The 14,904-nt window shown below is 38.7% G+C and carries 11 protein-coding genes; all 11 read left to right on the forward strand.

Annotated elements, in window-relative coordinates:
- Positions 1-488: 488 nt before the first annotated feature.
- Complete coding sequence (gene sigW / locus FS608_RS27040; RefSeq protein ID WP_144555639.1) at positions 489-1,052, forward strand: RNA polymerase sigma factor SigW; 564 nt, start codon at positions 489-491, stop codon at positions 1,050-1,052.
- A gap of 18 nt (positions 1,053-1,070) precedes the next feature.
- Positions 1,071-1,697 carry an anti-sigma factor family protein gene (locus FS608_RS27045; protein ID WP_144555640.1) on the forward strand — a complete coding sequence of 209 codons (627 nt, stop codon included), beginning with the start codon at positions 1,071-1,073 and terminating at the stop codon, positions 1,695-1,697.
- A gap of 129 nt (positions 1,698-1,826) precedes the next feature.
- Positions 1,827-2,654, forward strand: coding sequence for a diadenylate cyclase CdaA (gene cdaA / locus FS608_RS27050; RefSeq protein ID WP_144555641.1), 828 nt, complete (start codon positions 1,827-1,829; stop codon positions 2,652-2,654).
- The gene (locus FS608_RS27055; RefSeq protein WP_144555642.1) at positions 2,647-3,876 is read left to right on the forward strand and encodes a CdaR family protein; all 1,230 of its coding nucleotides are present in this window, start codon (positions 2,647-2,649) and stop codon (positions 3,874-3,876) included. The genes cdaA and FS608_RS27055 overlap by 8 nt, the downstream gene beginning before the upstream one ends.
- Positions 3,877-3,914: 38 nt before the next feature.
- Entirely contained in the window at positions 3,915-5,267 is a 1,353-nt protein-coding gene (gene glmM / locus FS608_RS27060; RefSeq protein ID WP_144555643.1) for a phosphoglucosamine mutase, read from the forward strand.
- Between the two features lie 468 nt (positions 5,268-5,735).
- On the forward strand, positions 5,736-7,538 hold the full coding sequence (gene glmS / locus FS608_RS27065) for a glutamine--fructose-6-phosphate transaminase (isomerizing) (RefSeq protein WP_144555644.1): 1,803 nt from the start codon (positions 5,736-5,738) through the stop codon (positions 7,536-7,538).
- A 280-nt stretch (positions 7,539-7,818) separates the two neighbouring features.
- A complete protein-coding gene (locus tag FS608_RS27070; RefSeq protein ID WP_144555645.1) occupies positions 7,819-9,723 on the forward strand; it encodes a PTS mannitol transporter subunit IICBA in 1,905 nt (634 codons plus the stop codon).
- A 95-nt stretch (positions 9,724-9,818) separates the two neighbouring features.
- On the forward strand, positions 9,819-11,912 hold the full coding sequence (locus FS608_RS27075; RefSeq protein WP_144555646.1) for a BglG family transcription antiterminator: 2,094 nt from the start codon (positions 9,819-9,821) through the stop codon (positions 11,910-11,912).
- Between the two features lie 5 nt (positions 11,913-11,917).
- Positions 11,918-13,060: a mannitol-1-phosphate 5-dehydrogenase gene (locus FS608_RS27080; RefSeq protein WP_144555647.1), complete on the forward strand. Its 1,143-nt coding sequence runs from the start codon at positions 11,918-11,920 to the stop codon at positions 13,058-13,060.
- 124 nt (positions 13,061-13,184) lie between these two features.
- Positions 13,185-13,670 (forward strand): CBO0543 family protein, encoded by a 486-nt coding sequence (locus tag FS608_RS27085; RefSeq protein ID WP_144555648.1) that lies wholly within the window; start codon positions 13,185-13,187, stop codon positions 13,668-13,670.
- A 204-nt stretch (positions 13,671-13,874) separates the two neighbouring features.
- Complete coding sequence (locus FS608_RS27090) at positions 13,875-14,792, forward strand: class I SAM-dependent methyltransferase (RefSeq protein ID WP_144555649.1); 918 nt, start codon at positions 13,875-13,877, stop codon at positions 14,790-14,792.
- The last annotated feature ends 112 nt before the right edge of the window (positions 14,793-14,904 follow it).

Here is a 14,904-nt window from a genome sequence, read left to right on the forward strand (position 1 = left end):
AAAAAATAAATCAGCTGCTTAACATTGTTTTTCATCAGGAATGAATTTACACATAATAATGGGCTTGACTCGTTTCGGGTTAAATAAGGGAAGGTTTTCCGTTTACGCAAGGAAAAATATACCATTTTGGAATTTTTCGAGTGAATAGGCGGAATCTCTCCGTCTATTTAAGCCTTTTTAAATAATAATTACGAATTAAGGGGAATATCTCCGTCTATTTATCTGCTCGGGTGCTTGACCTGATCCACCAACCGTTAAGTGCGGACCTCTGATCCTAAATGTGGGAATCAGTTGAAATATGAAAGCATCCGAAATTGGGACCTTTACAACATCTGTGCGGCTGTTTTTTTATTTTCAGCTTATTATTAAACCTTTTAGGAGATTTTTGTTAATATAAAAGGTGTTGTAAAGTTTTTTCGTTTTTAAACGAAACTTTTCTGTGATCGATACGTATTATCGGTTAGCAGCAATGGAGCTGAGGTAACTTAATGGATGCAATAGTAAAAAAGAGAATAAAACAAGTCATCAAGGGAGATCAGGATGCCTTTGGTGAAATTGTTGAATTATATAAAAACAGTATTTATCAACTTTGTTTTCGCATGCTTGGTAATCGCCATGAAGCTGAGGATATTGCACAGGAAGCTTTTATCCGTGCCTATGTTAATATCAAATCCTTTAACCAAGATTTGAAATTTTCAACCTGGCTGTTCAGGATTGCCACCAACCTGTGTATTGACCGAATGCGTAAAAAGAAACCAGATCATTACTTAGATGCTGAAGTTGCAGGGACAGAGGGCTTAACAATGTACTCACAGATCCCTTCCAACACCCCGCTGCCTGAGACAGAGCTAGAAAGTTTAGAACTGCAGGAAACCGTTCAGAAAGAGATCTTAAAACTGCCTGACAAATATCGGTCAGCAATTGTTTTAAAATATATGGAAGAGCTCTCTTTAAATGAAATCAGTGAAATACTTGATTTACCCCTGGGAACAGTTAAAACAAGAATTCACAGGGGCCGGGAAGCACTAAGACAACAATTACGATATGTATGATGAGAGGTGAAACTGTCAATGTGTCCAGAGCAAATCATCGAACTAATGCATGAATACTTAGATGAAGAAATTACACCCGAACATGAACGAACCCTAAGAGAACACCTCCAAAGTTGTAAAGATTGTGAATCGTTATTTAATGAATTAAAAAAGACGATTGCTTTTGTGAAAAGCGTCTCGTATATGCAAGCGCCTGATGATTTTACCGCTAATGTATTGGCGCGTTTACCAAAAGAGAAGAAAAAGATTTGGATGCAGCGCTGGGTAAAAAACCATCCCATGCTTGCAGCTGCCTCATTATTTTTCATATTAATGATGGGCAGTCTCTTTTCTACTTGGAATGAAGATCGCGAGTTTTCTGTTACAAAGCAAAAAAACTTAGTCGTTCAAAATAATACGGTTATCGTTCCTAAAGGTGAAACGGTCAAAGGCGATGTAATCGTCCGAAATGGCAAATTGAAAATTGAAGGCGAAGTCCAAGGTGATGTAACCGTCATAAATGGAGAAAAGTATTTGGCTTCTGCAGGACATGTAACGGGGCAGATTGATGAAGTAAATGAAGTGTTTGATTGGATTTGGTATCATATTAAAAAGACTACAAATGATGTTGTTCAAATTTTTGAAGAGCAACCAGAAACTAAATAAAAAACAAATCACTCTAGCTGAGTGATTTGTTTTTTTACAGAGATACATATAATAGGTACAAGTGGTATTTATGATATAATAAATAGATTGTATTTTATGTGTAATTAAGAAAATTACGGAGGAAGAACAATGCCGTTTGCTGATTTCGAAATATGGAAGTATTTAGCTAGTATTGTTGATATTGTCCTCGTATGGTATGTCATTTACAAGTTGATCAATGTGATTAGAGGAACGAAGGCCGTTCAATTACTAAAAGGCATTCTCGTTATTCTTATAGGCAGAGTTGTCAGCGAGTTTCTAGGCTTCCAAACGTTGAGCTGGATGATGGAACAGGCGATAACATACGGGTTTCTTGCGATTATTATCATTTTCCAACCAGAACTCAGAAGAGCCCTTGAACAATTAGGCAGGGGGAAGTTCTTCTCGAGAAGCAGTACGGTGGATGATGAGGATCCGGAAAAAGCAGTTGAAGCGATTGTCAAGGCAACCGATTATATGGCAAAGCGCCGTATTGGAGCGTTAATCTCAATTGAAAGAGAAACAGGAATGGGCGATTACATAGAAACTGGTATCCAGTTAAATTCAAATATCTCCTCAGAATTGCTCATTAATATCTTTATCCCGAATACACCGCTTCATGATGGAGCTGTTATTATTCAGAAAAATAATGTCGCTGCGGCCGCCTGCTATCTTCCTTTATCAGAAAGCCCGTTTATATCGAAGGAGTTAGGAACGAGGCACAGGGCAGCATTAGGGATTAGCGAAGTTACTGATAGTTTAACTGTCGTTGTGTCGGAAGAGACCGGTAATATTTCACTTACCAAGAATGGGGAACTTCACCGCTCAATCAAACTTGATGAATTAAAAGAATTACTTACGAGTGAATTATTAGTTAATATCAAACCGAAACAAGCTTCTTCAGCTCGTTGGAACTGGAGGGGGAAAAATAATGGATAAATGGATGGATAATCCCTGGTTTATTAAAATACTTGCGTTGCTATTAGCTGTTCTTCTCTATTCTTCGGTCCCGCATACAGGGAAAAAGATAACGGATGTGAATGTTCCGGGAGAACAATCCACCGCAACGATTACAAATATCCCTGTTAATGTTTATTATGATACGGAAAATTTAGTCGTGTCTGGGATTCCAAGTAATGTTGAAATCACCTTAAAGGGTCCACTGACGCACATCCAGACTGCAAAGGCATTAAAAAACTTTGAAGTGTATGTAGATTTAACAAAAGCCAAAGTTGGAAAACAGAAGGTGAAAGTAAAGGTTAGAAATCTGTCAGATAAATTAACAGCAACCGTGAAACCAAGCAGTGTGACTGTTTCTGTCCAAGAGAAAATCACCAAGGAATTTAAGGTAGAGGCAGAATTTAATAAGAATCAAATAGATGAGGGGTATTCAGCTGGTACACCCGTTGTTGAACCTAATAAGGTAAAGATTACCGGTGCAAAAAATATCGTCGACCGGATTAGCTATGTTAAGGCAACTCTTGAGACAAGAAATAAACTAAAAGAAACGATTACTGATGAAGCCGACATTCAGGTACTTGACAAAGATTTGAATAAGTTAAATGTTCAAGTGGAACCTGATACAGTGGAAATTACAATTCCAGTTAAAAGCAACACGAAGACTGTACCAATCAATATTGTTAGAAATGGAACTGCCCCAGAGGGAGTGACAATTGAATCGATTGAAATCGATAAAAAAGAAGCAACCGTCTACGGGAGTGAGAGTGTTCTTAATAATACTGAAAAAGTGCGTGTGGAAGTAGATCTTAGTAAAATTACCGATAATACCACACTGACATTGCCTGTCATCATTTCGAATGGTATTACCAAGGTGACTCCGCAAACGGTGAAAGCAACGGTTGTGGTCAAAAAGGAAGAAGAAAAAACCCTTTCGGATGTACCTGTTACCATTAAAGGATTATCCGAGGAATATGAGGCAACCATTAATGATCCTGAAAATCAGTTGATTGATATCCTTGTTAATGGCCCCGCTTCTAAGGTTACTCGGGTTAAACCTGAAGACTTTAATGTCTTTATTGATGTGTCTAACCTTGAAGAAGGCGATCATGAAGTAGACATACATGTTGACGGTCCTTCTGCTGTAGAATGGAAACCAACTAAATCATCAGCGAAAATTACAATCCATAAAATTAATGCATAATATCCAGCAATACACATGTTGAAGGAGAGATTTATATAATGGGAAAATATTTCGGTACCGATGGGGTACGTGGAGTAGCAAATAGTGAATTAACACCGGAAATGGCTTTTAAATTAGGACGCTATGGCGGATATGTTTTAACAAAGGATAAGGATCGTCCCAAAGTCCTCATCGGACGTGATACCCGTATATCTGGACATATGCTAGAAGGAGCCCTGGTGGCAGGGTTACTATCTATTGGTGCGGAAGTTATGCGTTTGGGGGTTATTTCTACTCCAGGTGTTTCATTCTTAACAAAAGCCTTAGGTGCCCAAGCAGGTGTCATGATTTCTGCTTCACATAATCCAGTGGCCGATAATGGAATCAAATTTTTTGGCCCAGATGGCTTTAAACTTTCCGATGAGCAGGAGTTAGAAATTGAGGAACTTATTGATATGCCAGAAGATCAACTGCCTCGACCAGTCGGATCAGAACTTGGGCAAGTCATGGATTATTTCGAAGGCGGTCAAAAATACCTGCAATACTTGAAAAATAGTGTCGATGAAGATTTTTCAGGAATCCATATTGCTTTAGATTGTGCGCATGGGGCGACGTCATCGTTAGCCGCACATTTATTTGCCGATTTGGATGCGGATCTCTCAACCATGGGAGCGTCTCCGAATGGTTTAAATATCAATGCGGGTGTCGGATCCACACACCCTGAAGCATTAGCCGCTCTAGTTAAAGAAAAAGGTGCAGATGTTGGTCTTTCCTTTGACGGCGATGGTGACCGCTTAATTGCTATCGATGAAAATGGTTCAATCGTGGATGGCGACCAAATCATGTATATTTGTGGTAAATATTTAAAGGAACAAGGTCGCTTAAAACATGGAACCATTGTTTCAACCGTTATGAGCAATCTCGGCTTTTATAAAGCACTAGAAGCACATGGGATCCATAGTGTACCTACGGCTGTGGGTGACCGTTATGTTGTTGAAGAAATGAAGAAAAATGGTTTTAATCTTGGCGGAGAACAATCGGGTCATATTATCTTCCTAGACTATAACACCACTGGAGATGGCTTATTATCAGGGCTGCAGTTAGTCAATATTATGAAGGTTACTGGGAAGAAGTTATCTGAACTGGCTGGTGAAATGAAGAAATTCCCGCAAAAGCTTGTCAATGTAAGAGTTACTGACAAGCATCATGTAACCGATAATGAAAGGGTTAAAGAGGTTATCGAGCAGGTTGAAGCTGAAATGGCTGGAGACGGTAGAATTCTCGTACGACCATCTGGTACAGAACCGCTTGTCCGTGTTATGGCAGAAGCACCAACAGAGGAATTATGTGAATCCTACGTCAACCGAATAGTCGCAGTTGTTAAGGAAGAAATGGAATTAAAAGAAGAATAGAACCCATATAATATGCATAAGGGAACGGTCTCCTTCCTTTATGCATATTTTATTATGTAGGAATGATGGCGAATTCCTGTTTTTGGTTGACGGGGACACGTAATCATAGTAGTATTAATTTGCTTTGTTTTCTTCAAAGCCAAATACTGCATAATTTTAACGAAAGGTGGGCAGTGAGAGAATTTTATTTTTAAAAAAAAAGCGCCTGGACTAACCTAATGTGGTGGGTTAGTTGACGAGGAGGAGGAGTATCGAATGTTCGGCGGATACCTCCCGGTTGGAGACGCACAACCGAAAATTTCTTCTTTAAAACACAGAGGCAACTTTGTGCACAAAGAGATGAAAATGCGCATACTAACAGTAATGTTTTCAGGCAGGTATAGACAGATACCTAATAAAACAGAGATAAGGGGGCAAGCATTAGCCTCCAAAGCATTCTTGCCCCCTATATCAGGGAGGAATTAGAAAATGTGTGGAATCGTAGGATATATTGGAATTAATGATACAAAAGAAATTTTATTAAAAGGTTTAGAAAAGCTTGAGTATAGAGGTTATGATTCAGCAGGCATAGCTGTTATGAACGAAAATGGGGTTCATGTTTTTAAGGAAAAAGGTCGTATAGCTGATTTACGTCAAATCGTTGATGAAAATATCGCGGCAAATATGGGAATTGGTCATACACGTTGGGCAACACATGGTGTTCCTAGTAAGGTAAATTCTCATCCTCATCAAAGCGCATCTGGTCGGTTTACTCTTGTTCATAACGGAGTCATTGAGAACTATGACCTCCTAAAGCGCGAATATTTAGCGGATGTCACGTTTACTAGCGAAACAGATACAGAAGTTATTGTTCAAATGATTGAATTATTTGTCCAAGAAGGATTAGAGGTAATAGAGGCATTCCGTAAAACACTCACGCTGTTACACGGTTCCTATGCGCTTGCATTATTAGATGCACAAGATAATAAAACCATTTATGTGGCGAAAAATAAAAGTCCGCTGCTAGTCGGGTTAGGGAATGACTTTAATGTTATTGCCAGCGATGCGATGGCTATGCTTCAAGTAACGAATCAGTACCTTGAATTAATGGACAAAGAAATTGTTCTTGTTTCACAGGATAAAGTGATCGTTCAAAATCTAAACGGTGATATCATCACTCGCAAGCCATATACTGCAGAACTTGATGCAAGTGACATTGAAAAGGGTACGTACCCGCATTATATGTTAAAAGAGATTGATGAACAGCCGCTAGTAATGCGTAAAATTATTCAAACGTATCAAAATACTCAGGGTGAATTAACTATTGCTGAGGATATCATTAAAGCCGTGAATGAAGCAGACCGGATCTACATTGTTGCTGCGGGAACCTCTTATCATGCAGGACTTGTCGGTAAGCAGTTCATTGAAAATATTGCTAAAATTCCTGTTGAAGTTCATATTGCAAGTGAATTTGTTTACAATATGCCGCTTCTAACGAAAAAGCCGTTGTTTATTTTCATTTCACAAAGTGGAGAAACAGCCGACAGCCGCGCCGTGCTTGTTAAAGTGAAAGAAATGGGTTACCCAACTTTAACAATTACCAACGTTCCAGGTTCAACACTTTCTCGTGAAGCGGATTATACACTCTTGCTTCATGCAGGACCTGAAATTGCCGTTGCTTCTTCTAAAGCATATACTGCACAACTAGCAGTACTGGCCATTCTTGCTGAAGTAACAGCAAAGAGCCAAAACATTCCTGTTGATATGGATCTAGTTCACGAACTAGGAATTATTGCAAATGCCATGGAAGTACTTTGTGACTCAAAAGAGTTGATTGAGCATATTTCAAGAGAATTTTTATCAGTAACAAGAAATGCATTCTTCATTGGCCGCGGTGTTGACTATTATGTTGGCTTAGAAGGTGCATTGAAGCTGAAAGAAATTTCTTATATCCAAGCTGAGGGCTTTGCAGGTGGAGAATTAAAGCACGGAACGATTGCCTTAATCGAAGAGGGTACACCAGTAATCGCTCTTGCCACCCAAGAAAGTGTAAACCTAAGTATCCGTGGAAATGTGAAAGAGGTTGCTGCACGTGGAGCAAGCACTTGTATCATTTCAATGAACGGCTTAAATATGGACGAAGATAGCTTTGTAATCCCAGAAGTCCATGAATTATTAACACCACTTATCTCTGTTATACCAATGCAATTAATTGCTTACTACGCAGCTCTGCACCGTGATTGCGACGTTGATAAACCGCGTAACCTTGCGAAATCGGTAACAGTTGAGTAAAAAGACTGTCCTAAGAAACTGTTAAAATGAAAAATCTGATCAAGTAAGACTCAATCCGAAATAGGATTGGGTCTTTTTATTTTGTAATAAGGAATGCATCGAAGAACAAGGACTTACCATGTCGGTTACAAGGGTTTCTGAGCGGCATAACCACTTGTTTTTTGAGAAAAACTAACTTTGTCATAATAAAGGTGACAAAGTTAGTTTTCCTCTTTATTGAAAGCAGTGGGTTCGTCCTTTACCATGAATAAGGTAAGATAATATGAAGGGATGTGGGCACATGGCTCAATCTAATATAAAAGTAGCTGTTCAGAAGTTTGGTAATTTCTTAAGTTCGATGGTTATGCCAAATATATCGGCTTTCATAGCGTGGGGCTTAATTACGGCACTATTTATTCCTACAGGATTTTTTCCAAATGAAAACCTTTCCAAATTAGTGGGCCCAATGGTTACCTACCTGCTTCCGCTATTAATCGGATATACAGGCGGAAAGCTTGTACACGATCAACGCGGGGGTGTCGTTGGGGCGATTGTGACAATGGGTGTTATTGTAGGCGCAGATATCCCAATGTTTCTTGGCGCTATGATCATGGGGCCGCTCGGCGGTTATGTTATTAAGAAATTCGATCAGCTGATTGAAGGTAAAGTCAAAGCTGGTTTTGAAATGCTTGTGAACAATTTTTCGGCAGGGATATTGGGCGGATTCTTTGCTATTTTAGCCTTTTTAGCCATAGGTCCGGCCGTTACCACATTTACTGGCTGGCTTGTTACGGGTGTCGATTGGTTATTGGCAACAGGACTTTTGCCATTGACAAGTATCATAATCGAACCTGCAAAAGTATTGTTTTTAAATAATGCAATCAACCATGGTGTTCTATCACCAATCGGTTTGGAGCAGGCGAAAACAACAGGTAAATCCATACTGTTTCTTCTTGAAGCAAACCCTGGTCCTGGAATTGGTGTTCTCTTGGCCTATTGTATCTTTGGAAAAGGAAATGCAAGAAGATCGGCACCAGGCGCTGCAATCATTCAGTTTTTTGGCGGGATTCATGAAATTTACTTTCCATACATTTTAATGCGTCCGATGTTGTTCTTTGCTGTCATCTTGGGGGGAATGAGCGGAGTATTCACCTTAATGCTGTTAGGCGGAGGATTATCTGCTCCAGCATCGCCAGGTAGTATTCTTGCTATTATGGCTGTTACTCCGCCACATGCAAGTACTTATTTAGCGAATATTGCTGGTGTCCTAGTAGCTGGAATTGTATCCTTTGTTCTTTCATCATTTATTTTAAAAACAGGTAAGCAAAAAGATGAAGATCTTGAAGATGCAGCAAGAAAAATGCAAGAAATGAAAGGTAAGAAAAGCTCTGTTGCTAATGTTTTCGCTGCTAATGATGGAAAACTCCCAGAACAGGTAAGCAGGATTATCTTCGCTTGTGATGCCGGAATGGGGTCAAGTGCAATGGGTGCGTCTCTTCTTCGGAAAAAGGTTAAGGAAGCAGGGATGAATATTTCAGTTACCAATATGGCGATTAGTAACCTGCCTTCTGATGCCCAAATTGTTATAACGCAGGAGGAATTGACACCTAGAGCTCAGAAACAAGTACCACATGCTTTTCATATTTCAGTTGATAATTTCCTATCAAGCCCGGAATATGATAAATTAATCAATCGGTTAAAAAATCCTGAAACAGCTGAGCTGCAGGAAATCGTTGAAGACGCAGAAGCAGTTGTTCCAAGTGGTGATCCGCATACAGATGATGCTTTGCTTCGTGAAGAAAATATTTTTCTCAATCAGGAATTTGCGTCGAAAGAAGAGGCGATTCGTTTTGCGGGTCGAGCACTAGTCAAGGCGGGATATGTGAAGGAAAGCTACATTGATGCCATGATTGACCGAGATGAAATGACCTCTACGTATATGGGCAATGATGTTGCGATTCCACACGGTACTGAAGAAGCGAAAAAGGATGTTTTGAATTCTGGGTTTACTGTTTTACAAGTACCAAATGGTGTAGATTTTGATGGGCAAAAGGTAAGGCTGATTTTCGGTATTGCTGGGAAAGATGGTACACACCTTGAAATTTTATCTGGAATTGCCGTCACTTGTTCTGATATGGCTAACATAGAAAAACTGGTTGAGGCCAAATCTGCAACAGAAATCATGGATATTTTAAATGATAAATAATAAATAGTTCTCATATAACGACTAGAAAAGCAGCAGATGCCGCTTTTCTAGTCACTTTTTCCTCGTGTACTTTTAATCAGAAACGAGTTGATTGCATGTATATAACTTCTAGGGAAAAAGCAATCATTGAATTAATCGTTAAAACATCAGGTAAGCATACCGTTGCGTCGATTGCAACATACTTAAACGTAAGCGGGCGAACGGTCCAACGCGATTTAAAAGCAGTAGAAAAAATTCTTGAGACATTTGATCTCCATTTAATGCGAAATATGGAGAAGGGATTTGCCATTGAGGGGAAGAACGAACAAGTTTTTCGCCTATTCCAATTTTTAATGGGGAATAATTCAGTCGATCAAACACCGCAAGAAAAAAAACTACAGCTTCTAATAACTTTGGTCCAAGAGGAATCCTACAAGATTCAAGTATTATCAAGTACCATTGGTGTCAGTACTACAACTTTGACAGCTTATTTAGATGAATTAGAAGATTGGCTTGGTCGTTTTAATGTGCAAATGACAAGAAAACGAGGTGTGGGGGTCGATATGATCGGCTCAGAGTCATCTAAGCGGAAAGCCCTAGCAAGTTATATTCTGCTTCATTTTAATGAAGAACTGATAGAGAGATTATTTTTGTTGGAAAATGGTAAGTATGATCAGAGAAATATTTTACATTACTTTCTACCCGACTATCTTCTTGCCATAGAGCGGTTAGTAAATACTATTTTTAGTAATTCGCAACTGCGGCTTGCCGATAGTGATTATATTGGGCTTATCGTACATATATGTATTACCATGCAAAGGACAGAGGACTTCTTTTTATTAAAGGAGGATGTAGAATTCTCCGATGATTTAACAAATGAGTATCGGCTAATAATGGAAATTTGTAAGGAACTGGAAGAGATCTTCTCGGTCAAGTTCACTAAAGAGGATTTCATCTATTTAGCCGTAATCCTTAAGGGTTCCAAACTTCAGGCAGCGGATGAGGCTCCCTATGACAGTATTGGTCTTAGCAAATTGGTTAGAGCCCTTATAAAGGATGTCTCATCCCAGCTGCATGTTGATTTAACTAATGACTTTTCATTGTATCAAGGACTACTGGCTCACATGGAACCATCTCTTTATCGAATCAAACAACAAATAGGCTTATTTAACCCTTTAAAAGAGGAAATAATGCGGAAGTATCCGTTATTGTTTCTAGCGGTAAAAAATAGTGTAGAAAAGCAGTTGAAAAGGATTGATTCCTTCCCTGATGATGAAATTGCCTTTATTGTCATGCATTTTGGATCGGCGCTTGTTTTAAGGGAAGAAAAGTTACCAATCCATGCATTGGTGGTTTGTCCGACCGGTATCGGAACCTCTAAAATGCTCGCAAGCAGAGTGAAAAAGGAGATTCCAGGAATTGATCAGATAGAAATCAAATCTATCAAGGAAATTACGCAAAAAGATCAAATAAAAGACTATGATTTGATTATTTCAACTGTGAACCTTCCGTTTATAGACATAGATTATATTTTAGTTTCCCCCCTTTTAACAGAGGAAAATATAGAGGCGATTCGGCAATTCTTGCGCCAAAATATTGATGCCCTAACGGAGAAAAAACGATACCTAGGATCTTCACCAAAAGAATCTTTTTCAGCTGATGAAGGAACAAAAGCAGACATTACCGAAGTCTTGCAACAGTTAAAAGATGTCCACCAAAGCATAGAGGCCGTCCTAACAAATTTCTGTGTCAATCGGATGCCTGAAGTAAATAACCATGAAAAGATTATTGAAAGAATGGTATATACGGCTGAGAAGGAAAAACTGTTAACAAATGGTGAAGATGTACTGACCTCATTAAAAGAGCGAGAAAATAAAGGCGGACTCGGAATACCAGAAACAGGAATGGCCCTTTTCCACTGCAGGAATAAACATGTTCAGACGCTTATTTTTAGGATTGCGCATTTGGAGCAGCCTTTGCTTGTAAGAGGAATGGATGGGAAGGATATGTTTATTAAAAATTTGCTGTTAATGTTGGCACCTGAGGGATTAGCGGTTAAAGAGCAGGAAATAGTAAGTTTGATAAGTACAAGTTTAATTGAAAATAAGGAAGCTATCCAGATTTTTTCATCAGCGAATGAAGAGATGATCCGGGAGAGATTAGAGACGGTCTTTTTGGACTATCTTCATACAAATATTATTAAGGAATGATAAAAATGAAATTAGCAGTCCATTTTGGAGCAGGAAATATTGGAAGAGGATTTATTGGCGCACTTTTTTCACAGTCCGGCTATCATGTTACCTTTGTTGATATCGCCGAGCAAATCATAAACCAGTTAAATGAGGAAAAGCAATATCAAGTAAAATTGGCAACCGATCAACAAGAAAGTACGATGGTTGAAAATGTTTCCGGATTGAATAATTTGATACAGGAAAAAGAGGTAGTGGAAGCGATCAGCAAGGCCACTTATCTCACGACGGCAATAGGGCCCAATATTTTGCCGCATATTGCCCCTTTAATGGCGAAAGGAATAGCCGAACGAGTTAAATCAAACGATGAGAAGTTATATGTGATTGCCTGTGAAAATCAAATTTCAGCAACAGACTTGTTAAAGGGCTATATATTTGACCATCTAGATGAAGAAACAAAGGAAAATTTAGCAGGAAAAGTCTATTTCTTTAATTCTGCCGTTGACCGGATTGTACCGATTCAGAACAATCAGGGCTCACTCGATGTGCTGGTTGAAACCTATTATGAATGGGTTGTGGAAACAAGTGAGAGCATCCCGCCTGTTGAAGGAATGAAGATTGTCGCTGATCTTGCTCCATTTATTGAAAGAAAGCTTTTTACCGTGAATACTGGCCATGCCACCATTGCCTATCTTGGCTATCTAGGAAATAAGGAAACAATTGATCAAGCGTTAGCAGATGAAGACATTCTGAATCAAGTTCGAGCAACTCTTGGAGAGACCGGTGCTTATTTAATTAAACAATATGGTTTAAATTCTGATGAACACCAGCAATATATTGATAAGATTATTCATCGCTTTAAGAATGCGCATTTAAATGATGCAGTGACAAGGGTAGCCCGTGGGCCTCTGCGTAAACTAGGACCAAATGATCGTTTTGTAAAACCGGCTACGGAAGCGGCCAAAGCAGGCCTTTCTTTCACAAATCTTGCAAAGGCGATTGCATCTGCCTTACGTTTCGATTATCAAGAAGATCAAGAAGCGGTGAAACTTCAAGCGATGATTCAGGACAAAGGACTACCGACAGTTCTGAACGAAGTATGCGGGCTGGATGAAAATAGTGAAATTTCTAACGAGGTAATTAGACAGTACAATTTGCTCAAGAATTAATACAAGGGTCAGTCCCCCACTGCGTTAAAGCAGCGGGGGACTGACCCTTTTCCAAAGGATAATATTTAATAAAATGGGGGATTTTAATATAGTCAATCATAATTTCTTTGGAAGGATGTTTAATATGGAGAAAAAACTCTTAAATTTACTTACATCTTTATGTTTTATTTCCGTGCCATTTTTATTTAAAGGATCAAAAATGAGAGAAACTCTCGTCATTTTTTTCTCAAAAGGAGTATTAGCTACTCTTATTGATGCGTATGTAGTTGGAACAAAAAGAGTTGCATATCCAGTTCGTCCTTTTCCGAAGATTTTTAAAACGAACATTATTTATGACATACTATTTTTCCCAATTTTAAGTGTGATCTGGGTCAAGATTTCTTACAACGATAAATTTTGGAAAATACTATTGAAAAGTTTAATATTTAGTGTTCCTATGAGTATTGGTCAATGGTATATGGAAAGGAATACAAAGTTATTTAAATGGGGAAAATGGACAGTCTTCCATACTTTTGGCAGTGTGAATTTTACATTATTTACGATTAGAGGTTTTGTTGGATTACTAAAAATATTGGATAAATTCAAGGGCAATCAAAAGGTAATTGAATAATAGGGTAATCACGGTGGTCGAATGAAAAAGTGTGAACTGGGTATTTTTTATAAAACGGATCAAATTTTTATTGACAAATCAATTAGTTTATGATATAATATTTATCCATTGACAATGGGTATATTTCTATCATAAAATAAACTCCTAGCAGAGCTATGCTAGGAGTTTTTCTGTTTAATAAGGGACTATGAAGGGGGAAACTGTTTGCAAACTAGGAAGGAAAGCTTGACCGCAATAGTTAGCTGCTTTGCCAGGGGTTATCATGCATCTAACAGTAGAGATCCGATCTTTAATGACTTTATTGCTCATTCACTTTTAAAAGAAGAGGAAAAACAGTTAATTTCCACCAACTGGGCTAACGCAATTGCCTTCTTTGATCAAGAAAAAAGCGAAACATTGGAAACCTTTGATGAAAAGTTAAAGTGGGTGATGAACAACCAGACCATTCCCCAATTAGTCAGCCGGGCAAGATATGCAGAAGATGGACTTAGGTCTGCAATCGAACATGGGTTTAAACAGTATGTCATTCTCGGTGCAGGTTTCGATACCTTTGCATTAAGGCAAGAAAAGCTTCCAGAGGATTTTATTATTTATGAAGTTGACCATCCTGCAACCCAAGCTTTTAAGATAAACCGTCTCCAGGAAAGGGGCATTGATATACCCAAAAATGTTAGATTTGTCCCCGTAGATTTTAGAAGTGATTCTCTTCGTGCAGAACTGAAGAAAAGCGGCTTTGATGAACAACAATATACTTATTTTAGCCTGCTGGGCGTGGTAATGTACCTAGCTAAAAAGGATTTCTACCATTTACTATCTTCTATGGCGGAAATGTCCGCAAATGGGAGTTCATTTATCTTTGACTACCTCGATGATACTGCTTTTAATGAAAGACTAGCCTCTAAGAAACTAACCCAAATGAGACAAATTACAGACCAAACGGGTGAACCCATGATTACCGGCTTCGATCCGTTTGAACTAGACTTGGAATTGCAGGACTGCCAGATGTTACTCTATGAAAATCTCTCTCCAGCTAATATTGAGGAGATGTATTTTAAGGGGAGAGAAGATGGATTACATGCCTTTGATCATTTTCATTTTGCCCATCTCGTTGTGAATAAATAGGTCGAATCCCGACGGCACCGCATAGACCTCCTAGCGGTGCTTTTTGCTATTATTTCCATTTTTTTGCGGCGATTTGATACAATCAAGGAGGAGAATAGGGAGGAGTATTATA

Source organism: Bacillus sp. X1(2014), assembly GCF_007678255.1.

What these genes read in the sequence shown, in the direction of transcription:
- FS608_RS27055 (WP_144555642.1), top strand. Translation starts at nt 2,647, where the DNA reads ATGGATAAATGGATGGATAATCCCTGGTTTATTAAAATACTTGCGTTG.
- FS608_RS27070 (WP_144555645.1), top strand. Translation starts at nt 7,819, where the DNA reads ATGGCTCAATCTAATATAAAAGTAGCTGTTCAGAAGTTTGGTAATTTC.
- FS608_RS27045 (WP_144555640.1), top strand. Translation starts at nt 1,071, where the DNA reads ATGTGTCCAGAGCAAATCATCGAACTAATGCATGAATACTTAGATGAA.
- glmM (WP_144555643.1), top strand. Translation starts at nt 3,915, where the DNA reads ATGGGAAAATATTTCGGTACCGATGGGGTACGTGGAGTAGCAAATAGT.
- cdaA (WP_144555641.1), top strand. Translation starts at nt 1,827, where the DNA reads ATGCCGTTTGCTGATTTCGAAATATGGAAGTATTTAGCTAGTATTGTT.
- sigW (WP_144555639.1), top strand. Translation starts at nt 489, where the DNA reads ATGGATGCAATAGTAAAAAAGAGAATAAAACAAGTCATCAAGGGAGAT.
- FS608_RS27085 (WP_144555648.1), top strand. Translation starts at nt 13,185, where the DNA reads ATGGAGAAAAAACTCTTAAATTTACTTACATCTTTATGTTTTATTTCC.
- glmS (WP_144555644.1), top strand. Translation starts at nt 5,736, where the DNA reads ATGTGTGGAATCGTAGGATATATTGGAATTAATGATACAAAAGAAATT.
- FS608_RS27075 (WP_144555646.1), top strand. Translation starts at nt 9,819, where the DNA reads ATGTATATAACTTCTAGGGAAAAAGCAATCATTGAATTAATCGTTAAA.
- FS608_RS27080 (WP_144555647.1), top strand. Translation starts at nt 11,918, where the DNA reads ATGAAATTAGCAGTCCATTTTGGAGCAGGAAATATTGGAAGAGGATTT.